The following is a 26911-nucleotide window of genomic DNA, read 5'->3' as shown; positions in this document are numbered from 1 at the left end:
ATCGTTGGCAAAAGATTTTTTCAAAAAGTGAATCCGGTCTCATTTTTTGCGCTGACCGCTTTCTCGCGGAGGTGTTGGCGAGGCGCCTCAGGATGATGGCAATGCGACGGAATGTGCCGCGCGGAAAGAGTGTTATCAGGCGTGATTCATCCGTTTGGATGGTGACTTTTGAAAGCTCGCGCGCTCCCTCGGAAATAGCGTCGACCCCCGGGCCTGTGCCGCACCTGCACAGGCAACGGTCTTACCGAAAACCTTGAAAACGTGCGCGATCACTGTGGGAGAGGGCACGCCCGTTCCCACAGGAACAGCGCCGGCCCCAGGGTTTGTGCCCTACCTGCAGCAACAATTGCCTCAGCCAAAACCGTGAAACCTGCACGGCCCCTGTGGGAGCGGGTTCACCCGCGAACACCGGCGTAGCCGGTGCCATCCTCATGGTCGGCGGCCTGCTCGGGTCATTGCCGGAGTAGTGCAGGTCAAGCAAAATGAGCGCATGGACGAGAGCAACCTACTGCAAGGAATCAGCATGATCGACCTGAGAAGCCCGGATGCAATCCTGAGCGACTACGCAAAGCGTTACGCCCATTTGCTCCCCGAACTATCGCCGCAGTTGCAACAGCGCATGGCCTACATGCCGGAGCCCGACGCACCAAGGCTGCCGCTGACAAAGCCCGCCTGGCTGAGCGACCGATCCTGCACGTTGACACCAGGCCAGGCGATAGACCGCGCGCAGGGTGCATTGCTGGGCCTGGCGATTGGTGATGCGGTAGGCACCACCCTGGAGTTCCGGCGCCGCGATCAGGGGCAGGTCAGCGACATGGTCGGCGGTGGGCCGTTCCGCCTCGCGCCAGGTGAGTGGACCGACGATACCAGCATGGCGCTGTGCCTGGCAGACACCTACGCAAGCCAAGGCAAGTTCGATTTCGCGACCTTTGCCGATGCCATGGTGCGCTGGTACCGGCAGGGCGAAAACAGCGCCAATGGCCGCTGCTTCGACATCGGCAATGTCACCCGCCGAGCCCTGGAAGGGTGGGAGGCCCAAGGGCTTGCGTGGATGGGCAATCTCGAGGCCTCGACAGCGGGCAACGGTTCGTTGATACGGCTCGCGCCTACGGCCATTTTCCGACGCCACTCGCTGTCGGCAACCTGGTGGGAGAGTGTGACGCAGAGCAGCGTGACCCATCGCGCGATTGAGGTCTCGGAGTGCTGCAAGTTGTTCGGTGCACAGCTGCATTTGGCGCTCAATGGCGCGGACAAGGAAGAGGCGTTGTCGCCGAAGGTGCGCCCCCTGCAGCCCCGGGCCTTGATCATCAATGCCGGGGAGTACAAGCACAAAACCCGTGAGCAGATTCGCTCGTCAGGGTATGTGGTCGATACCTTGGAAGCAGCGCTCTGGGCTGTGTGGAATACGGACAATTTCAGGGATGCGATTCTGTTGGCTGCCAACCTTGCCGATGATGCCGACAGCGTGGCGGCGACGGCAGGGCAGATTGCGGGCGCCTTGTATGGGGTGTCGGGCATGCCGCCGGAATGGGTGGCCAAGGTTGCCTGGTCGCGGCACATTTGTGAACTGGCAAGCCGGTTGTTTGAACTCGCGCCTCAGGGGGATGAAATGGACGAGCTGCTATCTGGCAGTGAGTGATAGCACCTTTGATCAGGTAATGGCTCTCAACGCGTCAACTGCAGCCCGGCAAAATCGCAGTAGGTCGAACGTTAACAGGTCAGTTTATGCTCAGTGGCTTTTAGCCTGGAATTTTTTAAATGAACTCCATTCTTGTCCATTGATTAACGCCATATAGAATTTGGCAAAAGCCTCGCTAAGTTCATGGTCGTCTTGTAAGTTTGTTTCCTGTAGATAACGATACCAGGAGATGTCTCGCGCCTCTAAAGGTGCGTGGATTTCACCGTTCTCAGATTTCAACAGAAGGTCGCGAAGTAGGTTGAGCATGGTCATGGCGTCAGGATTCTGGTCCTTGATAGTTTCAAGCTTTTCGCGAAGCGCTCTGGCTGTAATTTTCAGTGTGTGCTTGTCCATTTAATGCCCGAGTATGCATAGTCCAGAGGGGCGCCGCTGTAAGTCCACGTCGCCCCGTCTCCAAGTTGCTGCGGCTTATCAACTGTCACCTTGTCGGTTTTCTCCGCCGTACTCGCTTTGAGCCTGACCAAGGTAGGCAACTCACCGCCCATCGACCTGGACGCAAATGTCCTTGCCGTCGATGACCTTGCATGGCCAGTTGTCGTTGATGTAGTGATCCGGCTTGAAGCACACCCGATCATCATTGACCCAGAACAACTGCCAGGCAGAACCCGATATCAGCAGCTTCGAGCAGGGCGTATAACCCCTGGCCAGCAAAGCCCCCGTAGTCAGAATCATCACCGCAGGGACGACATGGATCAGCGTTTTAATCGATATCCCGAACATCAACGCCTGGAAGCGGTGCAGCCGGGATGCAGGGGGTGGGTCGAACTTCTTGCCGGTCCAGGCGCAGATCGCGCTGCCAACGAGCAGGATGGCGAGTGCCGGTGGCGCCATGAGCAGGCCGAACGCGAGGTACGGTGTTTCCACGACCGGAGCGCCACGAAGCAGCCTGCCGTACAGCGGGAACAGGTAGTTGGTATAGGCATAAAGCGAGACGGCCCCTACCAGGAGCAATGCGATGAACATGGCGACGGCCAGCAGCCTCATCTTGAGAGGCGTAAGCCCGGGTGACATTTGTGAGGAGCGTGTATTCATTCGCAGAGCTTGGGCAGGTTGAACGTGGGGGCGATGGCAGTGAGGGCATCGATGGCAGCCTGAGGGCGCTTGGCCAGGTAGGCAAGTCTATTCCGTCGGGGCGCAGCTTGCGGATGACCCACCACTTGGCTTCATCGTAAAGCTCGTCGGCAATTCTACCCGCGATGTTTTTGGATGCCATAGCGTGGCGCATTGAGAGTCCTGCGCGCTCGACCTCGATTGGCGCTTGGCGGGTAGATCAACTCATGTCCATCTGGCGTTTCCGGCCCTTGCTGACCATCGCAGGGGCGATGCTCGGCCGCTGCCGCTAGGCAACGAACGGTGCCTGTTCGGTCCAATAGTACTCTTCGTAATCAACCAAGGTATGAACTCGCGAGTGGCCGAGTTCAATCAGGTAGTTGAATCGTCAAGCCGCGGGCCGACTGAATGGCCACGTAGTAAGCGTCCTTCAATACCCTGGCCAGCTCCGGGTCATTTTCCTCGAATTCCTTCGATGCAACAGCTCCAATCGTTAGCCTGTGCAGCTTGGATTTATCCTTTTCGGTACCGTCGAAAACTGCCCTGATGTACTTTAACTGGTCGACTATAGTCGCGTAAACCGTAAAGCCAGGAATGCGCTTTTGTCGGTCAATCGCCAGCGCAATTGCGTTATCTACATACTCCAGTGGTGTGGCTGGTTTCATCTCTCACCTGCTCATATTAGTTTGAAAGGTTATTTCCGATACAGGTTATTTGCATCGTTCCACGGAATGGATTTCGGTCCACGTGATGTGCATGAGTTGTATCGATATGTGTACGATTCTTGGCCGTTTTCACTTGGAGGCATGGGGCTAATGGCCTGCGGCTTTCAGCAGTGGCTCCAGTTCGACGCTCAGCTTCATCGCGGCAGGGTCTTGCGCCATCAGGCTGTCGATGATCAAGCGAAGCTTGAGTAATTTTTGCTTGAGTGTTTCGGTGTTCATGGTCAGTCCTTATTGGGGTAAGGAAATGCACCACTTCACCGCAACGTAAGAGGGCGCCACTCATTTGTTGGCAGGGTCAAACGTTCATGCAATGTCGGATTTAGTCAGCATTTATCTATGTGGCACTAGATGGCCGTGCCCCGATTTTTTCCTGGCTTGATGATTAGTAATTCATCGAGTTGTCTTTTGCGGCATTTTATCACGAAAGCCAGCGCCGCATCAGGATCATCCATGAAGGCATCAAATGTAGCTGGAGCGATGGCGTAATATTCTTCGTAGTCAACCATGCCGTTGCTGACGGGGAACGAAACGTAATACTGGCCAGCGTCTTCTTCGATGCCGATTGAGTACATGTGTTGACGACTGATGAAAAGATCTTTGAATTTCATAGGGGGCCTTCAAAAAAGGGGAGAGGTGCTGAACATCTTGGCGGAAATACCCGCCGCGTCTATGACGGCTTCACTGTTGCCGTCAGGTAGCTTGCCACCAGGGATCCAGAATTCGTTTGCACCGGCTTCATTTCCTGATGGAATCCGTAGATTCAACTGCTTCGGATCAGGGATGTCTACCCGGACCAGTGCATTGGTATCAAGAAAATTCTCAGGCAAGCCAAGGGCTTGCTCCAACGCGCGCTTGTCACCTGCTGTCTTGGCAAGTAGTTCGGTTGCTTCGTGGCCTGGCATGATGAACGACGTACCATCTCTCTGTGCGATGCCGTATTTCTCAAGGTTGGTCTGGGTCATGAAGCGTGAGGCGCCATTTTCGAATTGGGCCAAGTGTTGCGCGACATAATCTGGGTCTAGATAAGTGGTGGGGTCGGGCCTTTCGCCTTTGGCGATTGCAAGGATATCTTCTTCGGTGAATCCAGGTTTGTATTTGGGTTTTGGCGGCTCAACAGCCTTCTGCGATAGCTCGCGAGAGCGTCCGTTGGCAGGTAGTGGTTCAGTCTCTGCACGCTTGAATGGTGTGGCGTCACGTGCTTGAAGTTCAGCATGTGCCAGCAGCTTTTGCTCGTTCTTTGCCAGCCAGGCGGCCAGTTGCTTGTTGGACATTTCCGCCTGCAGCCGGGCACTGCGTATGGCGGGCGTTTCCATATTCCTCTGAATGCCCGCCTTTATCTGCCCGCGGGTCAGGTAGGTTACAATGGCCGTCAGCAGCAGCAACACCAGTTGCTCCTGGCCGCGGGCCAGTTGGCGCGCCGCACGCTCGACACGCTCCTGGGCCTGCGCCGCGGAACCGCCGCTCGGGTCCAGGCCAGCGGGCTTGAGGCCATCCTCGGCGAACCAGGCCGTGGCCATGCCTTGCTGAAGGGTCGACAGGCAGGCAGGCAGGCCCTGATAAAAATACTCGGCGATGGCGGACAGCCCCAGGCCCATGAGGATCAGGTTGCCGACCTGCAGGCCAATGCCGGCGCCGGCCACCGCGCCCGGCGCCGCGCCGACGCCAAAGGCGAACGCCCCGGCCACGCCACCGGCGAGCGAGCCAACCGCCACACTGCCACCGAGGATCATCGACACCTCTTTGACCAGTTGCAGCAGTACCGGCAGGATTTGCTCGATACCTATCGAGGACCACTTGCGCTTGAGGTTGTCCTGAATGATCGGGTAGGACAGGGCCATGGCCTGGCGCACGTTGTCGATACGCTGGCCACCGAGGTTGCCATAGGCCTGGTTGGCGCCATTGCTCACTCGCCGGCTGAAACCGTCCCAGGCCTCATGGGCGCTGTTCAGGCCGCTGTCGACGCTCTGGTTGAGCTCGCTGAATTTCTGCTCGAGATTGCGTTCGATGTCTCCCCAACTGGGGATGTTGGCTAAAAGATCCATTTTCGCTTCACTGTCCATGGAAGTGGCGGCGCTCGGCGGCGAGCGCAGCATGTCGCTTCAGACCTCAGGATGGGGGCGAAGTCCGGCGGAGAGCCCATTGTTCTCATGACAGGCGTGCGCGGCAATAATGGCAATTGAGCATCGCTGCACGGCTTTGTGGCTGACCGCATCCCGCAAGTGCCATTACGGCCGCGTTCGCGATGGCCATTTGGCGGAATTGGCCAGTGGCAAAAAATTTGAACCAATCCACGTTATGAAACATTTTTCTCCGCCAGTGGAGTTGATGCGTCAGGTAGCGAGACAGTTCGAGTGGGAGCTGTCAGGCATGGGCTCTGATCGATACCTCAAAAACCTTCTGTGACGGGCCGTTCGGCGATTGCCGGGGGCGCTTCCGGGCGCCAGTGAGGAGGATGAAGGATGGCGATATGACATTGCCTTGCAGGGCGGTATTGCCCGGTTTTCCTAGGCCTGTAGTGAGTTGACAGGGCAGCTTTTGCCGGTGTTTCCTTTGGGCCTTTCTGCCTGCCTGGCATTTGGGAATGTGAACCCTGTCGCATTTATTTCAATGCATGATGGCACTTTCCTTTCTGTAGGCAGTCGCATGATTCCGCAAGCACGCGCGTTATGCGCGCATGCAGAATACGCCCGCAAGATCAGGGTTGCAGCTGAGCATCGCAAGCGCGTGCTGGCCGTGTTTTCAAGGAGATTTCGCATGATCATGGACTTGGCCTCCGCGCTGCTGTCGCCACAGAACCGCCGCCTGTTCAAGTTTCACAACCTGGCCAACCCCGAGCAGGAGCTGCTGCTGGAAACCTTCAAGGGCACCGAAGCCCTGTCGCGGGCGTTCAACTACGAACTGCTGCTGGTCTGCGAAGACTCCGGCGTGCCGCTCAAATCCATGATGGGCCAGCACGTCAGCATCGAGATCGAATTGGCCGAAGGCGGCCCGCGGTACATAACCGGCTACCTCACACGCTTTGCCAGCATCGGCAGCGACGGCGGCATGGCACGCTATACCGCCACCCTCAACCCGTGGTTCTCGATGCTGAAGAACCGCTTCGACACGCGGATCTTCCAGGGCAACACGGTCGAGGAAGTGGTCACCGAAGTGTTCGCCCTATGCCCGGCGTTTTCCCGCCACGAGTTTCGCCTGACCCGGCCACAGAAGCGCTACACCTACATCACCCAGTACCGCGAAACCGACTTCAACTTCGTCCAGCGCCTGCTGGAGGAAGAGGGGATGTTCTACTACTTCGAGCACACCGCCGAAGGCCACACCATGATCATCTGCGATGACTCCAGCACGCTGGTGGCCATCCCCGAGCAACCGCAAATCCGCTTCCACAGCGCCTCGGTCACCGAGACCGCCGACTCCATTACCCAGTGGAGCGGTAACCGTCAACTGCAATCCGGCAAGATGGCCACGCAAACCTTTGACTACCGCCAACCGAACAACCGCCTGCCGGTGGCGCTGAACAGCGTGAACAATCAAGGCGATGTCGAGAACTTCGAGATCTACGACTTCCCCGGCCAGTACACCCACGGTACCTATGACGAAGGCGAAACCCTGCTGCGCCTGCGCATTGAGGCGCTGGAGCTGCGCGGCAAAAAGTTTGAAGGTGCCAGCAACTGCCGGGCCATGAAGCCGGGCTACACCTTCGAACTGCTGCAGCACTACATCCACGACCAGGGGCCGGTAGAAGACCGTCAGTTCCTGCTGATGAGCGTGGAAAGCGAAGGCCACAACAACTACCTTACCGGCCAGCAGGCCAGCTACTTCAACACCTTCAGTTGCGTGCGCAAGAAGATCCCGTTCCGCCCGCAGCTGAGTACGCCCAAACCGACCATTGCCGGCCCGCAGACCGCGATCATTGTCGGCCCACCGGGTGAGGAGATCTTCACCGACGAACTGGGCCGGGTGAAAGTCCAGTTCCACTGGGACCGCAATGGCAAATACAACGATCACAGCTCCTGCTGGGTACGTGTCGCCCAGTCCGGCGCCAGCGGTGGCTTCGGCAGCATCCAGATCCCACGTGTAGGCGACGAAGTGGTGGTGGTGTTCCTGGACGGCAACCCGGACCGGCCGCTGATCATGGGCAGCCTGTACAACAGCACCAACACCCCGCCATGGTCGCTGCCGGCGAACAAGACCCAGAGTGGGTTCCTGACGCGGTCGATGAAGGGCAAAGGGTCGAATGCCAACTTCTTCCGCTTCGAAGACAAGGCTGGTGCTGAGCAGATCATCATGCACGCCGAGCGCAATCTGGATACAGAGGTTGAGGCAGATGACAGTCTCAAGGTGGGCGGGAATCGAACGATCAACGTCGAAGGCAAACATTCCGAAACGATCAAGCTGGAAACCAGTATTGCGGTGGAGGAGGGTTCGTATTTTGTGACGGTGGATCAAGGGGCAGTGAAAATTAAGGCTGCAACGTCCATCACGTTGGAGGTCGGAAGCAGCAAGCTGGAAATGAAATCGGATGGCACGATTACCCTGTCAGGCATCTCCGTGGACGTTGCAGGCAGCAAAATAATCAATTTGAACAAGTCTTGATTAGCGACAAGGAAAAGTCCCATGCGTAGAAACATCTACGACCGATTATCTGAACGGCGCGAACGCGAAGAATGCCTTGAGCGTGAGCGTCTAGAAGAGGAGGCTCGCAATGCGGAGCCCCCTCCACCAGAGCGTTTTCTTACAAATGAATTGAGTTTCGTTCGTCCAGAAAATTTAAAAGACAAGACGTTTCACGTCTTCACGCTGACGGACATCGGACCTAGCCCGTTCTCGTTCGTCGTGGGGCGTTCGCCAGTGGAACCGGGTACGGACTTGGAGACGCTTGCGCAACAACTGCTTGGTGAGTTGAAAAAGACGTTGTCCCATGTTCAGTGGATCGAGCCGGTTTCCCCGGTAGAGGTAGCTGGATTGGAGGCCCGACGTGTCGAGTTTCGTTGGCGACAACAAGGCCAACCGGTTCATCAAGTACAGCTGATTTTTCTGCATCAGGATGAGTACAAGCGGCCTTTGCTCATGCAAATTACTGGTACGAGCAACAGTCCCAAAGGCATGACGGCGGAGGAGCGTAGTGCTTTCGATACGTTGGTTGAAAGTCTTCAACTGCGCTATCTGCCCGCGAACGAGGGGGATGCTGAACAGGCCGAATCAGCATGACTGCGGCTGCTGCGAGATTAGATGATCCAATCGAGCACTCCAGCGCTTTAGGTGGATTGCTTGCTGGCTTAGCAATTGGTGCAGGCGCGGTACTCATAGGTATTGCCGTTATCGGGACCGGCGGGCTTGGGGCTGTAGCGCTAGCCGCGATGGTTGGCGCGGGAGCAGCTACTGGCGCTGGAATCGGTCAACTGATTGGTAGCCTATCTTTCGCTTGTAGTGAAACAGGGCAAATACGATCAGGCTCAAGTAACGTTTATATAAATGGGAAGCCTGCTGCGAGGGCTCATCTGGATAATGCCGAGTGTTCGGATCATCCAGGGGGGCCTAAGATATTGGCCCAGGGCAGTGACTCGGTTTATATCAATGGTCAGCCTGCGGCTCGAGTCGGTGACCGGACAGTTTGTGATGCAAAAATAAGTGCTGGCTCCCCTAATGTGTGTATAGGAGGGGGGACAGCGACGACTGATGCAATTGACCCGGAAGTTCCTGTTTGGCTTGAGCGTTCGGTGATGGCGTTGGGGCTGGCTAGTGCTTTTGTACTGGCAAGTCCAGTGTTGGTGATGGCGGGGTTGGCAGGTGGTATTGCTGGCGGAATGGCTGGACATTGGGCTGGCGGCGAGCTTTTTGGTGAGGGCTCTGATGGCCAGAAGCTGATGGCGTTTGGTGGTGCTCTGCTTGGGGGGGGCATCGGCGCGAAAGGCGGAAGAGCATTTGACGCCCGATATGAGATCCGGTCTCATGGTTTCGGTTCTAACCTCGGGAATGTTAAAGTTGTTAGACGGGCTGCACCTCCACTTACACCTAAGAAAGGAATATCTCCACAGCTTTACCAGAAGTTGCGAGCGAAGACGCCCAGCAGAGAAATCCAGGCGATGGTGAATAAGGATGTTGTATTACCCATGAAGGATCCAGCGCTGCCGGGGCTGGAAGTTACAAAGCCGTTGCATGCTGATCATATCGTCCCGATGAAGACGATTACAGAAATGAAAGGATTTGATAAATTGACATTTGAACAGCAAGTCGAGATATTGAATTACAAGCCTAATTTTCATGGGTTGAGTGAAACTGCTAATACCTCGCGCGGCGCTAAAACCTACTCAGAATGGACTCGGTATAAAAAAGGTGGAGTAGATGTTGACGCTGGTTTCAGAAGTAGTATGATGGAGCGAGCGATGAAATTGGAAGTTGAGTTGCAAGAAATGATATCTGGTGTCTTGTAGGAAAAATTAGATGATTACTCTTGATGATATTTTGCAAGATCTCAGTGTTGAATTTTCTGGCCGTAAGTTGTGCTTCGATCTCAAAGACATCCCTCAAGATGTCGTCTTGCCCGCAAGTTGGGAGGGTTTTGGGCTTGGTCTTGATCTTGCGCCTGTATATCCTGAAGGTTGGGATTCATTTTTAAATGAGTTTCCAACAACGCTCGCGCTATTCAAGGACTGCTTGCTGGGCACCGTATTATTGATAGATGCTGAGATTGAAATGGTGTATGTCTTTCATGATGGCGCCAGTTTCTACTATTATGTAGGGGGGAGGCCTGTGGAAAGGACTGAGGCTGGGGAATTCAAGCACCTTCCCAGTAGGCTTCAAGATTTTTATCGTGAAGTGCATGATGGGTACACTTTCTTTCCGGCGCGCTCAATGGGGCCGCAATGCCTTAGTGACCAGTCACGTGTTTCCGACTTAGTTGATGAGGAGGACGACTCTTTTGCTGATAAGTGGATTACGGTATTCTCGAATGGCGCCGGAGACTATGTCGCGGTAGAGGCCGACAAGCAAGATGATACGGAAGGCTTGATATGGTGGCATGAAGATCCTGTGACTCCAGAAATGGGGATTGATATTTTTGAAGTTATGGATGCATGGATGGCAATATTCCTAGAGGATACTAAGTCTCGCAATGAGTTGATAGTTAAATTTCATTGATTATTGTTAATTATGGCGATGCTGAGATGTTTATTAAACTACTGGCTTCGCTCCGTTTTCAATGTGCCGTGATTTTTCTTGCTTGCCGAAGCCAGGGGTGACATTGGCTACGGCTCGAACAGAGAGTGCCGTAAGGCCGCAGTCTGTTCGCGCGCGCCACCATTGGTCGTTTTATTATCAAGCTCAATCTGGAAACCCATTAGCAATTCACCTGCGACGATGGCTTCGTGCTGTTGTTTTGACATAAGGTTTAATTGGTTCGTATGCTGTGTGGTTTTGTTTTTTAAAAATTGTTAGTGTGTTATCGCTTGGGGAGAGCTATCATTTTCTTGCAAATTCTTAGTTTTTACGTCATTTGACTAACTTAACTAATGCACTGAACAAGACCACCACGCTGGAGCGCAAGCCCGACGGCGAAGTGCTGCGCATCAGCCACCCGGACGGCACCACGGAAAGCTTCACCTACAACGTCTACGGTCAGGTGCTCAGCCACACCGACGGCAAGGGCCAGACCACCCGCCTGATGCGCACGGCCCGCGGCCTGCCGAGCAGCCGCCAGGATGCCAAGGGCCAGCGGGTTCGCTACGAGTACGACAAGGCCATGCGCCTGACCGCGCTGGTCAACGAAAACAACGCCACGTACCGCTTTGCCTACGACGCTTCGGACCGGCTGAGCGAAGAAGTGCGGGTGGATAACCTGACCCGGCGTTTCAGCTACGACGTCGGTGGCCATCTCACACGACTGGATGAGATTGGCTATGGCGAAAGTGCCGAGCGGCCCGAGCGCCATACGCTGTTCGAGCGTGATGCCATTGGCCGTTTGGTCGCCAAGATCAACCGTGATGCGAGCCAGACATTCGCATACGACGACGGTGACCGGTTGCTGAGCATCGAGCGGCAACCGAGCGGGATCGGCAAGCAGCTTGGGATCACGGAAGAAAAGCTGGAATACACCTACGATCTGCTCGGCCGGCTGAGCAAAGAAATCAGCCCTGACGGCACGCTCGGCTACGAGTACGACCCGCTCAGCAACCTGACCACGCTGACCCTGCCGGATGGGCGTAAGGTCAATCACCTGTATTACGGCAGTGGCCACCTGCACCAGCTGAATCTGGATGGTCAGGTGATCAGCGACATGGAGCGCGATGACCTGCACCGTGAGGTGTACCGGACCCAGGGCAAGCTCACCAGTTGCTTCGGTTATGACGCCATGGGGCGCAAGGCCTGGCAGTTTGCCTCGACCTTGCCGGCCGACAAGCTCTCGCAAGTGCACAACACCGGCATCAATACCTCGTTGCTAGTCGAGCACACTTACAACCCGATCCACCGCCGTTATCAGTACGACCCAGCGGGTGAACTGGTGCGTACCCTTGACAAGCTACGCGGCGAGATCAAGTACGAGTACGAAGCCAATGGCCAATTGCGCAGTCGCGATACCGGCTCGCTGATCGGCAGCGAGGAGTTCCGCTACGACCCGGCAGCCAACCGCCTGGACTTCAATGCGCGGCAGTTCGACAAGGTCAAGGACAACCGGATCAAACAGTGGCGGGATCAGGAGTATCGCTACGACCCGTGGGGCAATCTGATCGAGAAGCGCTCGGGGCATAGTAAGCTGCAGCACTTCAGCTATGACTGCGAGAACCGCCTGGTGCGGGCGGAGACGTTGGTCAATGGCAAGCTGGAAAGCCGAGGCGAGTACCGGTACGACAGCCTTGGGCGGCGGGTGGCCAAGCAGGCTGAAATCAAGGGCGAGGTCGAACAGAAGCGCTTCCTCTGGCAGGGGCTGAGGATGCTGCGGGAGGAAACGCCTGCGAAGAGCATCTTGTACCTGTACGAGCCGGGTAGCTATGCGCCGTTAGCGCGGGTCGATCAAGTTGAAGGGGAAGAGCAGAAGGTCTATTACTTCCATACGGATCAGATTGGTACGCCGTTGGAGTTGACGGACAGTGAGGGCAAGATTGTTTGGCAGGCGACGTATCGGTCTTGGGGGGCGATTGAGCAACTGGCGATCAATGAAGTCGAGCAGAATCTACGGTTCCAAGGCCAGTATTTTGATGGCGAAACGGCGCTTCATTACAATACGCTAAGATACTATGATCCTGAAGTTGGTAGATTCACTGGCCAAGACCCAATTGGCTTGCGGGGTGGGATAAATCTTTTCAGATATAATGTTAATCCAATCTGTTGGATTGACCCCACCGGACTCGCTCCATGCCAAGTAAGAGTTGTTAATAATACAAGAATTCATGGTCGTGGACAGGTTGACGGAACCCCTGGGCATGATCAGTTTTCTGAAGCAATCGCTAATAAATTGGCTATGAGCGGAAAGTTCTCGGATGTGTATTTAAACCGTTCATATAGTTTTGCTAATGGGCGAGGCGTCTCAGCTCGACGTCCAGATGTTATGGCTGTTGATATTAACGGGAAGGTACATGCGATCGAGCTTGCATCCAAGACGGATATGGGCAGGAAGCTTCCTACGCTTACATCGCGTAACGAAACGGCAATGAGTAACTTGCCTCTTAACAAGCAAGGCGAAATTTTGGTGTTAGAGCATCCATATAATGCCGCTGATATGAAGTCTATGCTTGATGATTTGATTTCTGGAATATAGGTGAATTTATGTCCATTGCGTTAGCTTTATACGGTATTGAGGGCGTCACCTCTAGATTGGCTCTGAAGTTTGCCAAGCACTATTTTTCTTGTCTGAATTTGCCGATTACAGGTGCGGCTTATTTTAAATATCTGAGTAATGGGGATCATGTCGGCGATCATGATTTAGTAATGGTAGAAATGACCGAGCTCGAAGAGAAAATAAACAACGGTATTGCTACTGCTTTTAGGGTATACAACGAGGCAGCAGGTGCTACCCCATGGTTTGCATCCTTCGGTTATACTACGAACGATTTTGGCGGCTTCTATCATTTTGATGGTCAGTGCTCTGGCGATTTTATTGAGCTAGAGGGAATGATAAAATTTATTAAGGGCGTTTCTGCTGATATTGCAGTGCCGTACGGTATCATCTATAGTTGCGACAAGGTAAGTAAGGCGTTTAGCTATGCTGCTGGGAATAATATGGTAACGATGTATCCGTATGAAAATTCATCGGCGTTCAAGAAGGAAGTTCCCGGCAGATTTCAGGGGCGAGAGCGCTATAAGGATCTTCTATTGAGAATGGTGTATCCCGTTAACGTGATTAGCAGTAAACATTTAGAAATTCGCGTTGGAGGGGTGGTGCTGAAAGACTGGATTGGTGAGAGTGCGGGACGAGGAAAGCTCGAAGCTCTGACTTCTTCCACATGGTTGTGGTATGTAGAGGCCGATCAGCTTGAAGAAGTAAATAAGTCTCTGGGTGAGGCAGGTATCCTAATTTCGTGGAAGAAGTTGGAGGTCAAAAAGCGTTTTTGAGTCATATAGAGTAGAGGTTGATGACTGCTATTTCGCTTAATGTTGTAGGTGTAATTGCTCCTGCTTTGTGTTAGGTATACCCCAATAATGTGTCGTGAGGGGTGATCTTTAAAAATAAAGAAAGCGACCGTGGGGCGGTAGCCGCCCCAATTCTTCTATATGCCGCATAATGATTATCGATGTGAACTTCAAGTCTAGGTACTTGTAGTTCAACAAGGGCGCGTAGATCGAGCGTTTTTGATAACCGTGACAGACACTCTTAGTGAGCTAGCGTCGCTGGAGCAAGCACGATGGCGTAGTGCAGTGCATCAGCTACCCAGCCGGCACCACTATTTTCAACTGCAAATTTACCCGGCACGCTTGCCAACGTTGCTGCGCTAGGCCATGCCGCATCCAAAGCCACCAAAGTTGAAAACCTGCTGAACATGACGGATGCCACGCGCGGCAAGCTGAAGAAGTGGGCAGCGTCACGTGGCAAACCCGGCAGTGTATCTGCCGCCAGGGCCATGAAAGGGCGCCTGAAACTGGTGCGCATGGGCGGAAACCTCTACTTCGAAATACCCGCCAATAGCCAGGCAAGTTTGTACAGGCTGCCCGGTCGGGGCAGTAACCTGCATGTGGCTGCTTTCAATACCGCCAAGGCGATGCGTGCAACTGCCCATATTGACTCGGCCGGGTACAGCAGCCGTGGCGTAGGCAAAGTACTGACGGGTGCCAAATTAGGCGGGGCATTGGCGTTCGGCCCCCAGGCTTACCTAGATGCGACGGAGGCAAAAAGCGTCTCGGAGTTCCTCCAGAAGTCAGCTTACACCCAGCCGACCAATGCATTGGCCTTTGGTGTCGGTGTATTGGTCGGCGGGCTAACAGGGCCGGCTATAGTCGTGATTGCCTTGTCTTTGGGTGCGGGTTTGGCAGTTCAGTTTGTCATGAGTGATGATTTTTCGGGGCTGGGCACTACCCTGGGTAATTTCTTGACGGGGAAGGATTAAATGTTTACCACAGAACGTTTTTTTAAAAAAATCTGGTCGGTGTGGCTGCTGGTCGTGATATTGGCCCTGATGATGACCGGAGTGGCGCCGCCATTCATGGCGGTGCCGGCGATCCTGATCATTATCGTTATGACGCTGTGGTGCATCAATTGTGCTTACCGCAGTGAGCACTTTGTAAGTTTCGCGAATTTGCGCATGTTCTTCAATATGTCAGTTGCACCAATGTTCGCATCGCTGCTGACACTGGGTGTTACCTACAAAAAAATGAAGTTGGGAGCGGCGACTTCTTTGATGTTAGGGCTCGCACCCGTCGTGCTGGTGTTGTTGACCTATGCAATGGCTTATTACTGGCGCAGTAAAAGTGATATTCTCCACTTTAAAGGGCAGCGCGTGGAATCCATCGAGCCGCCCCAGAAAGTTCAGTGGTGGCAGGCGGGTTTGGCGGCGGGCTTGAGCAGCGTGATCTATCCGCTGATGAAAAGCCATGACGTGCCGGCCACCGGGTTGATCTACTTCTTTGCGCTAATGTCCGTGTTCATGGTGTTTTACAATCGTGACAAGATCAGTGCACTCAGAGAGCTGAAAGTGCGCGAAGCGAAGGAAAACCGTCAATACACATTCATGGATATTGAAACTATTCAGAGCATGCGTGCTGCCTCGTGGTTGGGCAGGCTTTTCGCCGTACGGGCGCGCTGATGTTCACCGTTACAGGGAGTAAATTATGCTAACTGACGTTCTTTCCATGCTCGCGCCGCAAAACAGGCGATTGTTCAAGCTGAATATCCTGACACAAACAGCCAACGATGAGTTTTTGCTTGAGCACTTTTCCGGCACTGAAGAGCTTTCCAAACTCTATGAATTCGATCTGGCCTTGCTCAGCCAACAGAGCGATGTAAAGCTCAAGTCACTGATTGGCAGCCAGGCCACGATAGAAATCGAGTTATCCAACGGCTCTTTCCGCTACATTAACGGCTATGTTCAGCGGTTTAGCACCCAAGGCAGCGACGGCGGCTATGTGCGTTATGCAGCCGTGCTAGGGCCGTGGCTGTGGATGCTGACTTGCCGCTTCGATACACGCATTTTTCAAGAAAAATCGGTCCAGGCTGTTGTCAGTGAAGTGTTCGCCGGATTTGGCACGCTGGCCAAGTACGAATTTCGTGTAAGCAAGCCGCTCAAATCGCACAGCTACATTACCCAGTACCGCGAGAGCGATTTCAACTTTGTGCAGCGCTTGCTTGAGAGCGAAGGGCTTTTCTACTACTTCGAGCACACGGCCGACTCCCACCTGATGGTCATCACCGATGACTCCAGCACCTTGTTGCCGCTGCCCGAACAGCCGCAGATTCGCTACCACTCCGCGTCGGTTACCGAAACCGCTGATTCCATTACTCAGTGGCAGTCAACGCGGCAGCTGCAATCCGGTCAAATTGCCGTTCGCACGTTCGACTATCGCCAACCGCGCAACTTCCTACCTGTGACCATGCAAAGCTTGAATCAACAGGGCGATGTGGACAGGTTCGAGATTTATGATTTCCCGGGCCAGTACACCCATGGCAGCTACGAAGATGGCGAAGCCATCGTACGCAACCGTATCGAAGCGCTCGAGTTGATGGGCAAGACCTTCTACGGCGAGAGCAATTGCCGGGCCATGAAGCCGGGTTACACTTTTGAGTTGACCCAGCATTATCTGCACGACACCGGTGACGCTGAGAACCGTAAGTTTTTGTTGCTGAGCGTGGAGCATCGCGGCAGCAACAACTACATGACTGGCGACCAGGCCGGTTACGTCAACCGATTCGTGTGCGTGCGTAAAAAAATCGCATACCGCCCGCAGTTAAACACCCGCAAGCCTTTGATCAACGGCCCGCAGACCGCCATCGTTGTCGGCCCCCCAGGCGAGGAAATCTTCACCGACGAACTGGGCCGGGTAAAGCTTCAGTTTCACTGGGATCGCCAGGGGCAGTTCAACGATCACAGCTCGTGCTGGGTACGTGTCGCCCAGTCCGGTGCCAGCGGTGGCTTCGGTAGCATCCAGATTCCGCGCGTAGGCGACGAAGTGGTGGTGGTGTTCCTCGACGGCAACCCGGACCGGCCGCTGATCATGGGCAGCCTGTACAACAGCACCAACACCCCGCCATGGTCGCTGCCGGCGAACAAGACCCAGAGTGGGTTCCTGACGCGGTCGATGAAGGGCAAAGGGTCGAATGCCAACTTCTTCCGCTTCGAAGACAAGGCTGGTGCTGAGCAGATCATCATGCACGCCGAGCGCAATCTGGATACAGAGGTTGAGGCAGATGACAGTCTCAAGGTGGGCGGGAATCGAACGATCAACGTCGAAGGCAAACATTCCGAAACGATCAAGCTGGAAACCAGTATTGCGGTGGAGGAGGGTTCGTATTTTGTGACGGTGGATCAAGGGGCAGTGAAAATTAAGGCTGCAACGTCCATCACGTTGGAGGTCGGAAGCAGCAAGCTGGAAATGAAATCGGATGGCACGATTACCCTGTCAGGCATCTCCGTGGACGTTGCAGGCAGCAAAATAATCAATTTGAACAAGTCTTGATTAGCGACAAGGAAAAGTCCCATGCGTAGAAACATCTACGACCGATTATCTGAACGGCGCGAACGCGAAGAATGCCTTGAGCGTGAGCGTCTAGAAGAGGAGGCTCGCAATGCGGAGCCCCCTCCACCAGAGCGTTTTCTTACAAATGAATTGAGTTTCGTTCGTCCAGAAAATTTAAAAGACAAGACGTTTCACGTCTTCACGCTGACGGACATCGGACCTAGCCCGTTCTCGTTCGTCGTGGGGCGTTCGCCAGTGGAACCGGGTACGGACTTGGAGACGCTTGCGCAACAACTGCTTGGTGAGTTGAAAAAGACGTTGTCCCATGTTCAGTGGATCGAGCCGGTTTCCCCGGTAGAGGTAGCTGGATTGGAGGCCCGACGTGTCGAGTTTCGTTGGCGACAACAAGGCCAACCGGTTCATCAAGTACAGCTGATTTTTCTGCATCAGGATGAGTACAAGCGGCCTTTGCTCATGCAAATTACTGGTACGAGCAACAGTCCCAAAGGCATGACGGCGGAGGAGCGTAGTGCTTTCGATACGTTGGTTGAAAGTCTTCAACTGCGCTATCTGCCCGCGAACGAGGGGGATGCTGAACAGGCCGAATCAGCATGACTGCGGCTGCTGCGAGATTAGATGATCCAATCGAGCACTCCAGCGCTTTAGGTGGATTGCTTGCTGGCTTAGCAATTGGTGCAGGCGCGGTACTCATAGGTATTGCCGTTATCGGGACCGGCGGGCTTGGGGCTGTAGCGCTAGCCGCGATGGTTGGCGCGGGAGCAGCTACTGGCGCTGGAATCGGTCAACTGATTGGTAGCCTATCTTTCGCTTGTAGTGAAACAGGGCAAATACGATCAGGCTCAAGTAACGTTTATATAAATGGGAAGCCTGCTGCGAGGGCTCATCTGGATAATGCCGAGTGTTCGGATCATCCAGGGGGGCCTAAGATATTGGCCCAGGGTAGTGACTCGGTTTATATCAACGGGCAGCCTGCGGCACGGGTAGGTGACCGGACAGTTTGTGATGCAAAAATAAGTGCTGGTTCCCCTAATGTGTGTATAGGAGGGGGGACAGCGACGACTGATGCAATTGACCCGGAAGTTCCTATTTGGCTTGAGCGTTCGGTGATGGCGTTGGGGCTGGCTAGTGCTTTTGTACTGGCAAGTCCAGTGTTGGTGATGGCGGGGTTGGCAGGTGGTATTGCTGGCGGAATGGCCGGGCATTGGGCTGGCGGTGAGCTATTTGGTGAGGGCTCTGATGGCCAGAAGCTGATGGCGTTTGGTGGTGCCCTACTTGGAGGCGGTATTGGTGCTAAAGGTGGGAAAGCGTTCGATGCGCGATATGAAATCAAGGTGCAGGGCCTAGGTTCTAATCTTGGCAATGTCAAGGTGGTGCCAAAGAAGGTCTCCGTTGATAGTCCACCAATACGGGGTGCTGATGGCAGGTTTGTAAAGTCCAGTGAGACTCCCGTTCAATATAATCGAAAGTCTCAATATCCAAGCGGGTATCGCGCAGGCGTTAGGGAAAAAGTTTTGGATGCTAATACCATTCAAGATGGGCCAGATGCAGGAAAAGTTCTAACGGCTGACATGGATGTCGTTCATAGGAACGATCCGAGAATTACAATAGAGCACAATAAGCCAGTCGTTGAACACTGGAACGAACAAGGCTATAATTCTGCTCGTGCTTCACGAAATGATTTTTATAATGATACGGACAATATGAGTATTCGACTACGCTCTGCAAATAGTTCCGATGGTGCTAGAATGGCTGCGGAAGGCGTAAGGTATAGGCAGGATGTAGGGCCCGACTATGAGTGAGGCATGTATGTTTTCAAAAAATGATTTGTTGCAATCCTTTTCTAGTGTAGATGAATTCGCTGGTTGCTATTTTTTTCAGCATAAGCTTCCCAAGGTGGTTTACGAATATTGCTTGAAAAGCTCAGATGAGAAAGACCTGCTGGTTATATCTGAAGGCTTAAGTGACAGGGCATTTTCGGTGGAGGTTGTTGAGCAAGCGCCTCGCTCTTTGGATCAGGGCGAAGTTATTATTTTCAATATTTCGCAAAATAAATATGGGTTTACTCATGCGTTGGTAGTGCCCAATACATATCATGGCAGCCTGAAAGGACGACTGGAATCTAAGCGAGATAATCTATTTCTTTGTATTCCGATCCATCGATGTGAGTTTTCGGGAGGAGAGTCTGAGGCTGAATTTAAAGAGATGATTCGGCGAAGCATTCCGGTCTTTCGTTGGGATAGAAACGTTTGCCCTAAAATTAAAGTATATTTTGACAATCCCGGGACCGAAGCAGGTACAGATGAAGCAGGCGTGCTGATGAAGTACCCTACTCTGCTGTCAGAGATAGAGAGCCTCAATGGTGTGGTTAGTGGGTTTATTGAGATAACGAACTACAGAGGGGGTGTGGTGGAGGTCCTTTCACCAAAAAAAGAAGTATTCACTCTGATTCGCAATCGGAAAGATGAGCAGGTGCTCACTCACTCTCGATTGGTCGAGGCAGTGCACGATTTTGTTTTCGCTGGAAATTGAAACTGTTAGGTAGAGTTTCGCTCGCTAAACGGCATACCCTAAGCAACGACCGCTGGCTTTGAGGCGGTCGTATATTTTATTTTGCTCCAACACCGAGCTTGCCAGATCGCTAGTGACTCCTTCGTACCGCTCAAATCCATACTGGGCCAGCACGTCAGCATCGAAATCGAACTGGCCGAAGGCGGCCCGTGCTATACACCTATGTTGGACAGCATGGCGTCTAGCCCAGCCACCCCGACGGCACCACGGAAACCTTCACCTACAACGTCCACGGCCAGGTGCTCAGCCACACCGACGGCAAGGGCCAACGGGTTCGCTACGAGTACGACAAGGCCATTCGCCTGACCGCGCTGGTCAACGAGAACAACGCCACGTACAGCTTTGCCTACGACACTTCGGACCGGCTGAGCGAAGAAGTGCGGGTGGATAACCTGACCCGGCGTTTCAGCTACAACGTCGGTGGTCATCTCACACGACTGGATGAGATTGGCTATGGCGAAAATGCCGAGCGGCCGGAGCGCCATACGCTGTTCGAGCGTGATGTCATTGGCCGTTTGGTCGCCAAACTGAATAGCGACGCACAACAGCGATTCACCTATGACGACGGTGACCGGTTGCTGATCATCGAGCGGCAACCGACCGGGATCGGCAAGCAGCTTGGGATCACGGAAGAAAAGCTGGAATACACCTACGATCTGCTCGGCCGGCTGACCCAAGAAATCACCCCCGATGGGACGCTAGCCTACGAGTACGACCCGCTCAGCAACCTGACCACGCTGACCCTGCCGGATGGGCGCAAGGTCAATCACCTGTACTACGGCAGCGGCCACCTGCACCAGTTGAACCTGGACGGCCAGGTCATCAGTGACATGGAGCGCGATGACCTGCACCGTGAGGTGTACCGCACCCAAGGCAAGCTCACCAGTTGCTTCGGTTATGACGCCATGGGGCGCAAGGCCTGGCAGTTTGCCTCGACCTTGCCGGCCGACAAGCTCTCGCAAGTGCACAACACCGGTGTGAATACCTCGTTGCTGGTAGAGCACGCCTACAACCCGATCCACCGCCGTTATCAGTACGACCCAGCTGGTGAACTGGTGCGTACCCTCGACAAGCTACGCGGCGAGATCAAGTACGAGTACGAAGCCAACGGCCAGTTGCGCAGTCGTGATACCGGCTCGTTGATCGGCAGCGAGGAATTCCGCTACGACCCGGCAGCCAACCGCCTGGACTTCAATGCGCGGCAGTTCGACAAGGTCAAGGACAACCGGATCAAACAGTGGCGGGATCAGGAGTACCGCTACGACCCGTGGGGCAACCTGATCGAGAAGCGCTCGGGGCACAGCAAGCTGCAGAGCTTTAGCTATGACTGCGAGAACCGGCTGGTGCGGGCGGAGACGTTGGTCAATGGCAAACTGGAAAGCCGAGGCGAGTATCGTTACGACAGCTTGGGGAGGCGAATAGCCAAGCAGGCTGAAATCAATGGCGAGGTCGAGCAGAAGCGCTTTCTCTGGCAAGGGCTAAGGATGCTGCGGGAGGAATCGCCTGCGAAGAGCATCTTGTACCTGTACGAGCCGGGTAGCTATGCGCCGTTGGCGCGGGTTGATCGGGTTGAAGGGGAAGGGCAGAAGGTCTATTACTTCCATACTGACCAGATTGGGACGCCGCTGGAGCTGACGGACAGCGAGGGTGAGATCGTTTGGCAGGCGACGTATCGCTCTTGGGGCACGATAGAAACTTTGTCGATCAAAGAGGTCGATCAGAATCTGCGCTTCCAAGGTCAGTACTTTGATGCTGAAACAGGGCTGCACTATAATACCTTCCGATATTATTATTCTGAAGTGGGGCGTTATGTCACTCAGGACCCTATTGGTTTAGATGGCGGGCTAAATCTTTATCGCTATGGTCAGAATCCGGCAGGGTGGATCGACCCGTGGGGATGGGAGTGTTGGAGTACTGCTCGAAAAAACTATTGGAAAGCTGAGGCCAAAGCACCTACTCGTGCCTACTCACCCACAAACCTTGTGCGTATGGCTGAGGGGAAAGCGCCCAAAAAGACAGTTGAGGTGATTTCGCGCAAGACCGATAAAATATCAATTAGAGAGTATGCATTAGAACTTCGTCATAATGATATTCCTCAGCGAGTGGGTGGGGCGGGTGTACATGATTCGTCAAATTTGCTCGCGCTTACTCCGTGGGAGCATGAGGCTGTCGACCAGTTTAGGCATGTAGGGTCTGACTTGATTAGAGTAATTAAAGGAGTTGATGTATGGTAATCAATGGCGGTTCATTGGCGGAGAATCTAGTTGGGTCGTCTGCTTATAGGGAGTTACTTGCGGTGAATCGCCCCTGGTTTCCTAGACACTCTCCAAGCTCAGGAAATAGCGTTTCTCATACTCTACTGGAGACAGCTGCATAGCACTGCTGTGTCGGCGTTTAGGGTTATAGAACATCTCGATGTAATCGAAAATATCACTTCGGGCTTCTTCACGGGTTGTGTAGATCTTTCGTCGGATTCGCTCCCGCTTCAAAAGCTGGAAAAAGCTCTCGGCTACGGCATTGTCGTGGCAGTTTCCCCGCCGGCTCATGCTGCTGATTACATTGTTAGCCTTCAAGAAGCTTTGCCAATCTGAGCTACTGAACTGACTACCCTGATCTGAGTGAATCATCACTTGCTGCTGTGGCTTGCGTCGCCACACAGCCATCAACATTGCGTCGATAGCGAGGTCGCTGCACATCCTTGGCTTCATTGACCAACCAATTACTTGGCGTGAGAACAGATCCAGCACTACCGCCAGGTAGAGCCATCCTTCATAGGTGCGGATGTAAGTGATATCTGTCACCCAGACCTTGTTCGGTTCACTGACATTGAACTGCCGCGCGAGGTGGTTGGGCGAGGCCACTGTTGGTTTACCACCGTAAAACCCTGGACGCCGCCGATAGCCCGTTTGCGAACGCAGCCCCTCCGCCTGCATCAAGCGCCCGACTCGATTTCGTCCGCATTCCTCTCCTAGCTCACGTAGGTCATCGTGAATTTTGCGGTAGCCGTATACGCCTCCGCTTTCTAGCCAAGCGTGTTTGATCAAGCCAAGCAGACGTTGATCTTCTTTTGCTCGGGCAGATTGAGGCTCGGCCAGCCAGGCGTAGTAGCCGCTGGGGTGCACCTTGAGGGTTTGGCAAAGGCGCCGCACCGGGTAATCAGTCGAGTGCTTCTTGATGAAGGCGTACTTTAACCGCACTCCTTGGCAAAGTACGCGGCGGCCTTTTTTAAGATGTCTCGCTCTTCCGTCACGCGCTTGAGTTCAGCGCGCAGCTTGCGCAGTTCGGCCTGCTGATCGTCGTCTTGCTGACGCTGCTCTTGGGGCTTGCTGTAGACCTTGATCCAGGCATAAAGGCTGTGCACGGACATGCCCAGGCGCTGGGCAACATCGGCGACGGGCTTGCCTTTCTCGGTGACTTGCTTGACCGCTTCGATCTTGAATTCTTCAGGGTAACGCTGACGACTCATGGCACCTCCTATTTGGGCCTCATTATGAGGCTTGGAGGTGTCTAGGAAACCAGGGGCGATTCACTGTAAGTTCCAAGCGCTTTCAGATGAGGAGGATGAGGAAGAGTACCCCGTTGGCGCAGAGCCTTCTGGCGATGAAAGAAGTAAAACTCTTTCGGCTGGGAAATATTCACAAGGTTTTTTGTTGACCAATCTTATTGAGTTTGCATTGGCGATGTCTGGTCGTGAGTGTCTGCTGGAATATATTAAATTGTGTAGAATCCCAAATGCAAAAAAATATACTGATCAAATAATCAAGTTGACAGGTCTTGGGTAGCGCTGACTGTCGCTATGGTTGGTTTTGTTTGAATTTGCTAATGTTGTATTTTGCAGGTGTCCGTAGTTCTTTAATAACATATTAGGTAATATTTCGGGGCGAAAGCCCCGATGTCTCTTTAAATAGTCAATTCAGAAATTGCGTCTTTCATAGGAAGGGCGCCACCTCTTTGGCAGCACTGCCACAGGTCTGCACCGAAGGTGGCCACTACCGCTGGCAAACCCTCAGCGGCAAACCGCGCGTGGTCGAACACTGGACCAGCGACGGCGAGCACTACCACTTCCGCTACGACCTCGATAGCCGCACCAGCTGGGCCACCGACGTGCTCGGCCGCGAGCTGGAAGTGCAGTACAACGCTGACCACCGCGTGGTCGCCAGCCGTGATTATGGCGGCGAGCGCTACGCCATCGAGCTGGACGAACACGGCAATATGGTTGGCCTGACCTTGCCGGACGGTAACCGCCTGCAATTCAAGTACGACGAATTCTCCCGCCTACTCGAAGAGACCGACCCGCTGGGCCGCAAGACCACCTACGAATATCACCACCTGACCACGCTGGTGACCCAGGTCAGCTACCCGGATGGCAGCACTTGGCGAGCGCGCTACGATGACAAGGGCAACCTGCTCGCCGAATTCGATGCCCTCGGCCAGATGACCGAGTACCTGAACAGCGATGACGGCCTGCCGCACACCATCATCGATGCGACCTACAAGTCCAAGTACCTGTGGTGGAACACCCTGGCCCAGGTCGAGCGCTACCAGGACTGCTCGGGCAAGAGTACGTACTACCGCTATGACGAGCGCCAGCACCTGGTCGCGGTAACAGACGCGCTGAACCAGACCACCACGCTGGCGCGCAAGCCCGACGGTGAAGTGCTGCGCATCAGCCACCCGGACGGCACCACGGAAAGCTTCACCTACAACGTCTACGGTCAGGTGCTCAGCCACACCGACGGCAAGGGCCAGACCACTCGCCTGATGCGCACCGCCCGCGGCCTGCCGAGCAGCCGCCAGGATGCCAAGGGCCAGCGGGTTCGCTATGAGTACGACAAGGCCATTCGCCTGACCGCGCTGGTCAACGAGAACAACGCCACGTACAGCTTTGCCTACGACGCTTCGGACCGGCTGAGCGAAGAAGTGCGGGTGGATAACCTGACCCGGCGGTTCAGCTACAACGTCGGTGGCCATCTCACACGACTGGATGAGATTGGCTATGGCGAAAATGCCGAGCGGCCGGAGCGCCATACGCTGTTCGAGCGTGATGCCATTGGCCGTTTGGTCGCCAAACTGAATAGCGACGCACAACAGCGATTCACCTATGACGACGGTGACCGGTTGCTGAGCATCGAGCGGCAACCGACCGGGATCGGCAAGCAGCTTGGGATCACGGAAGAAAAGCTGGAATACACCTACGATCTGCTCGGCCGTCTGACCAAAGAAATCACCCCTGACGGCACGCTTGGCTACGAGTACGACCCGCTCAGCAACCTGACCACGCTGACCCTGCCGGATGGGCGCAAGGTCAATCACCTGTATTACGGCAGCGGCCACCTGCACCAGCTGAACCTGGACGGCCAGGTGATCAGCGACATGGAGCGCGATGACCTGCACCGCGAGGTGTACCGGACCCAAGGCAAGCTCACCAGTTGCTTCGGTTATGACGCCATGGGGCGCAAGGCGTGGCAGTTTGCCTCGACCTTGCCGGCCGACAAGCTTTCGCAGGTGCACAACACCGGCATCAATACCTCGTTGCTGGTCGAGCACGCCTACAACCCGATCCACCGCCGTTATCAGTACGACCCGGCGGGTGAACTGGTGCGTACCCTCGACAAGCTACGCGGCGAGATCAAGTACGAATACGAAGCCAACGGCCAGTTGCGCAGTCGTGATACCGGCTCGTTGATCGGCAGCGAGGAATTCCGCTACGACCCGGCAGCCAACCGCCTGGACTTCAATGCGCGGCAGTTCGACAAGGTCAAGGACAATCGGATCAAACAGTGGCGCGATCAGGAGTACCGCTACGATCCGTGGGGCAACCTGATCGAGAAGCGCTCTGGGCACAGCAAGCTGCAGAGCTTTAGCTATGACTGCGAGAACCGGCTGGTGCGGGCGGAGACGTTGGTCAATGGCAAACTGGAAAGCCGAGGCGAGTATCGTTACGACAGCTTGGGGAGGCGAATAGCCAAGCAGGCTGAAATCAATGGCGAGGTCGAGCAGAAGCGCTTTCTCTGGCAAGGGCTAAGGATGCTGCGGGAGGAATCGCCTGCGAAGAGCATCTTGTACCTGTACGAGCCGGGTAGCTATGCGCCGTTGGCGCGGGTTGATCAGGTTGAAGGGGAAGGGCAGAAGGTCTATTACTTCCATACTGACCAGATTGGTACGCCGTTGGAGTTGACGGACAGTGACGGCAAAATCGTTTGGCAGGCGACATATCGTTCGTGGGGAGCGTTAGAGCAACTGGTTATCGGTGAGGTCGAGCAGAACCTTCGGTTCCAGGGCCAGTACTTGGATGAAGAATCGACTTTGCACTACAATACCTTCCGTTATTATGACTCTACAGGTGGGAGGTATATTTCTCAGGACCCAATTGGAATCGACGGTGGATTTAATCTCTACTTCTATGCCCCCAGTCCTGTTGCTTGGGTCGACCCTTTAGGATGGGTGGCAGAAACTGCACCCGGCTATTTTGTTTACGCACTTTTTGATAAAGGGGCTAAAGATCCTTACTACATTGGAATCACCGATAACGTAACCAGGCGCCGCGGTGAGCATGTTGCTAGTGGCAGACTGAATGGTGGAAAGATGAAGGTCCTTGATCGTAATGTCACCTACGGGCAGGCGCGAGGCTACGAACAAGCTTACATCGAGCATCACGGCACCAAAACTGGTGTTGTAGGTGAGGCTATATCTGACACCAATAGAGGTAATAAGATTAATTCGTACGACCATCAGAGTAAAATGAGAT

Annotated in this window: 20 protein-coding genes and 3 pseudogenes; 16 read left to right on the top strand and 7 right to left on the bottom strand. The window is 54.3% G+C overall.

The window, feature by feature from the left end; genetic code table 11:
* Positions 1-523: 523 nt before the first annotated feature.
* Positions 524-1639: an ADP-ribosylarginine hydrolase Tri1 gene (tri1, locus tag PRJ_RS14400; RefSeq protein WP_029380649.1), complete on the top strand. Its 1116-nt coding sequence runs from the start codon at positions 524-526 to the stop codon at positions 1637-1639.
* 90 nt (positions 1640-1729) lie between these two features.
* On the opposite strand, the gene PRJ_RS14395 is transcribed toward tri1, so the two are convergent.
* The 6 genes from PRJ_RS14395 to PRJ_RS30410 all read right to left on the bottom strand — a co-directional run bounded on the left by PRJ_RS14395 (position 1730) and on the right by PRJ_RS30410 (position 5516).
* Positions 1730-2032 (bottom strand): hypothetical protein, encoded by a 303-nt coding sequence (locus PRJ_RS14395; RefSeq protein WP_019751691.1) that lies wholly within the window; start codon positions 2030-2032, stop codon positions 1730-1732.
* Between the two features lie 141 nt (positions 2033-2173).
* Entirely contained in the window at positions 2174-2683 is a 510-nt protein-coding gene (locus PRJ_RS14390; RefSeq protein ID WP_014860353.1) for a hypothetical protein, read from the bottom strand.
* Positions 2684-3117: 434 nt separating this feature from the next.
* Positions 3118-3414, bottom strand: a complete 297-nt coding sequence (locus tag PRJ_RS14385) for an immunity protein Tsi6 family protein (protein ID WP_014860355.1) — start codon at positions 3412-3414, stop codon at positions 3118-3120.
* Positions 3415-3561: 147 nt separating this feature from the next.
* The gene (locus tag PRJ_RS30415; protein WP_014860356.1) at positions 3562-3693 is read right to left on the bottom strand and encodes a hypothetical protein; all 132 of its coding nucleotides are present in this window, start codon (positions 3691-3693) and stop codon (positions 3562-3564) included.
* 125 nt (positions 3694-3818) lie between these two features.
* Positions 3819-4082 carry a hypothetical protein gene (locus PRJ_RS14380; RefSeq protein WP_014860357.1) on the bottom strand — a complete coding sequence of 88 codons (264 nt, stop codon included), beginning with the start codon at positions 4080-4082 and terminating at the stop codon, positions 3819-3821.
* Positions 4083-4091: 9 nt separating this feature from the next.
* Complete coding sequence (locus tag PRJ_RS30410; protein ID WP_223843625.1) at positions 4092-5516, bottom strand: DUF6861 domain-containing protein; 1425 nt, start codon at positions 5514-5516, stop codon at positions 4092-4094.
* Positions 5517-6228: 712 nt separating this feature from the next.
* Here PRJ_RS30410 and tssI (PRJ_RS14360) point away from each other — a divergent pair.
* The 13 genes and pseudogenes from tssI (PRJ_RS14360) to PRJ_RS14300 all read left to right on the top strand — a co-directional run.
* Positions 6229-8070 carry a type VI secretion system tip protein VgrG gene (tssI, locus tag PRJ_RS14360; RefSeq protein ID WP_104961766.1) on the top strand — a complete coding sequence of 614 codons (1842 nt, stop codon included), beginning with the start codon at positions 6229-6231 and terminating at the stop codon, positions 8068-8070.
* A gap of 21 nt (positions 8071-8091) precedes the next feature.
* Positions 8092-8685, top strand: a complete 594-nt coding sequence (locus PRJ_RS14355; RefSeq protein WP_088512118.1) for a DcrB-related protein — start codon at positions 8092-8094, stop codon at positions 8683-8685.
* A complete protein-coding gene (locus tag PRJ_RS14350) occupies positions 8682-9908 on the top strand; it encodes a PAAR domain-containing protein (RefSeq protein WP_088512117.1) in 1227 nt (408 codons plus the stop codon). Before PRJ_RS14355 ends, PRJ_RS14350 begins: the two co-directional genes overlap by 4 nt.
* A gap of 10 nt (positions 9909-9918) precedes the next feature.
* Positions 9919-10614 (top strand): hypothetical protein, encoded by a 696-nt coding sequence (locus PRJ_RS14345; protein ID WP_088512116.1) that lies wholly within the window; start codon positions 9919-9921, stop codon positions 10612-10614.
* 349 nt (positions 10615-10963) lie between these two features.
* Positions 10964-13228 (top strand): annotated as a pseudogene (locus tag PRJ_RS14340) (RHS repeat-associated core domain-containing protein); the annotation flags it as partial.
* Positions 13229-13236: 8 nt separating this feature from the next.
* On the top strand, positions 13237-14022 hold the full coding sequence (locus PRJ_RS14335; protein WP_104961765.1) for a hypothetical protein: 786 nt from the start codon (positions 13237-13239) through the stop codon (positions 14020-14022).
* 425 nt (positions 14023-14447) lie between these two features.
* The gene (locus PRJ_RS14330; protein ID WP_223843516.1) at positions 14448-15011 is read left to right on the top strand and encodes a hypothetical protein; all 564 of its coding nucleotides are present in this window, start codon (positions 14448-14450) and stop codon (positions 15009-15011) included.
* A complete protein-coding gene (locus PRJ_RS14325; RefSeq protein ID WP_003248399.1) occupies positions 15012-15707 on the top strand; it encodes a hypothetical protein in 696 nt (231 codons plus the stop codon).
* A gap of 25 nt (positions 15708-15732) precedes the next feature.
* Positions 15733-17574 carry a type VI secretion system tip protein VgrG gene (gene tssI / locus PRJ_RS14320; RefSeq protein ID WP_104961764.1) on the top strand — a complete coding sequence of 614 codons (1842 nt, stop codon included), beginning with the start codon at positions 15733-15735 and terminating at the stop codon, positions 17572-17574.
* Positions 17575-17595: 21 nt separating this feature from the next.
* Positions 17596-18189, top strand: coding sequence for a DcrB-related protein (locus tag PRJ_RS14315; RefSeq protein WP_088512118.1), 594 nt, complete (start codon positions 17596-17598; stop codon positions 18187-18189).
* Positions 18186-19394 (top strand): PAAR domain-containing protein, encoded by a 1209-nt coding sequence (locus PRJ_RS14310; RefSeq protein ID WP_104961763.1) that lies wholly within the window; start codon positions 18186-18188, stop codon positions 19392-19394. Before PRJ_RS14315 ends, PRJ_RS14310 begins: the two co-directional genes overlap by 4 nt.
* A gap of 7 nt (positions 19395-19401) precedes the next feature.
* Complete coding sequence (locus PRJ_RS29850; RefSeq protein WP_147429975.1) at positions 19402-20124, top strand: hypothetical protein; 723 nt, start codon at positions 19402-19404, stop codon at positions 20122-20124.
* Between the two features lie 227 nt (positions 20125-20351).
* A pseudogene (locus PRJ_RS14300) lies at positions 20352-22397 on the top strand (RHS repeat-associated core domain-containing protein); the annotation flags it as partial.
* Positions 22398-22478: 81 nt separating this feature from the next.
* On the opposite strand, the gene PRJ_RS14295 reads toward PRJ_RS14300, so the two are convergent.
* Positions 22479-23629 (bottom strand): IS3 family transposase gene (locus PRJ_RS14295; RefSeq protein WP_104960814.1). Its coding sequence is split into 2 segments (ribosomal slippage): positions 22479-23395 and positions 23395-23629, totalling 1152 coding nucleotides; the frame shifts between segments, so codons are not numbered across the junction.
* A gap of 37 nt (positions 23630-23666) precedes the next feature.
* Between PRJ_RS14295 and PRJ_RS29845 the strand changes: the two genes are divergently transcribed.
* Both PRJ_RS29845 and PRJ_RS14290 read left to right on the top strand, forming a co-directional pair.
* A complete protein-coding gene (locus PRJ_RS29845) occupies positions 23667-23945 on the top strand; it encodes a hypothetical protein (protein ID WP_158682564.1) in 279 nt (92 codons plus the stop codon).
* A gap of 199 nt (positions 23946-24144) precedes the next feature.
* A pseudogene (locus tag PRJ_RS14290) lies at positions 24145-26605 on the top strand (RHS repeat-associated core domain-containing protein); the annotation flags it as partial.
* Between the last annotated feature and the right edge of the window lie 306 nt (positions 26606-26911).

The organism is Pseudomonas sp. XWY-1 (assembly GCF_002953115.1).
GTDB lineage: Bacteria > Pseudomonadota > Gammaproteobacteria > Pseudomonadales > Pseudomonadaceae > Aquipseudomonas > Aquipseudomonas alloputida.
Note: the sequence above shows the minus strand (reverse complement) of the source record. Positions and strands in the feature narration are given on the sequence as shown.

Excerpts from the sequence above, each read along its gene's own strand:
- PRJ_RS14390 (WP_014860353.1), bottom strand. The coding sequence starts at position 2,683 with ATGAGGCTGCTGGCCGTCGCCATGTTCATCGCATTGCTCCTGGTAGGG.
- PRJ_RS14380 (WP_014860357.1), bottom strand. The coding sequence starts at position 4,082 with ATGAAATTCAAAGATCTTTTCATCAGTCGTCAACACATGTACTCAATC.
- tri1 (WP_029380649.1), top strand. The coding sequence starts at position 524 with ATGATCGACCTGAGAAGCCCGGATGCAATCCTGAGCGACTACGCAAAG.
- PRJ_RS14310 (WP_104961763.1), top strand. The coding sequence starts at position 18,186 with ATGACTGCGGCTGCTGCGAGATTAGATGATCCAATCGAGCACTCCAGC.
- PRJ_RS30410 (WP_223843625.1), bottom strand. The coding sequence starts at position 5,516 with ATGGATCTTTTAGCCAACATCCCCAGTTGGGGAGACATCGAACGCAAT.
- PRJ_RS14355 (WP_088512118.1), top strand. The coding sequence starts at position 8,092 with ATGCGTAGAAACATCTACGACCGATTATCTGAACGGCGCGAACGCGAA.
- PRJ_RS14325 (WP_003248399.1), top strand. The coding sequence starts at position 15,012 with ATGTTTACCACAGAACGTTTTTTTAAAAAAATCTGGTCGGTGTGGCTG.
- tssI (WP_104961766.1), top strand. The coding sequence starts at position 6,229 with ATGATCATGGACTTGGCCTCCGCGCTGCTGTCGCCACAGAACCGCCGC.
- PRJ_RS14395 (WP_019751691.1), bottom strand. The coding sequence starts at position 2,032 with ATGGACAAGCACACACTGAAAATTACAGCCAGAGCGCTTCGCGAAAAG.
- PRJ_RS14345 (WP_088512116.1), top strand. The coding sequence starts at position 9,919 with ATGATTACTCTTGATGATATTTTGCAAGATCTCAGTGTTGAATTTTCT.
- PRJ_RS29850 (WP_147429975.1), top strand. The coding sequence starts at position 19,402 with ATGTTTTCAAAAAATGATTTGTTGCAATCCTTTTCTAGTGTAGATGAA.
- PRJ_RS14315 (WP_088512118.1), top strand. The coding sequence starts at position 17,596 with ATGCGTAGAAACATCTACGACCGATTATCTGAACGGCGCGAACGCGAA.
- tssI (WP_104961764.1), top strand. The coding sequence starts at position 15,733 with ATGCTAACTGACGTTCTTTCCATGCTCGCGCCGCAAAACAGGCGATTG.
- PRJ_RS14350 (WP_088512117.1), top strand. The coding sequence starts at position 8,682 with ATGACTGCGGCTGCTGCGAGATTAGATGATCCAATCGAGCACTCCAGC.
- PRJ_RS14335 (WP_104961765.1), top strand. The coding sequence starts at position 13,237 with ATGTCCATTGCGTTAGCTTTATACGGTATTGAGGGCGTCACCTCTAGA.
- PRJ_RS14330 (WP_223843516.1), top strand. The coding sequence starts at position 14,448 with ATGACGGATGCCACGCGCGGCAAGCTGAAGAAGTGGGCAGCGTCACGT.
- PRJ_RS14385 (WP_014860355.1), bottom strand. The coding sequence starts at position 3,414 with ATGAAACCAGCCACACCACTGGAGTATGTAGATAACGCAATTGCGCTG.
- PRJ_RS30415 (WP_014860356.1), bottom strand. The coding sequence starts at position 3,693 with ATGAACACCGAAACACTCAAGCAAAAATTACTCAAGCTTCGCTTGATC.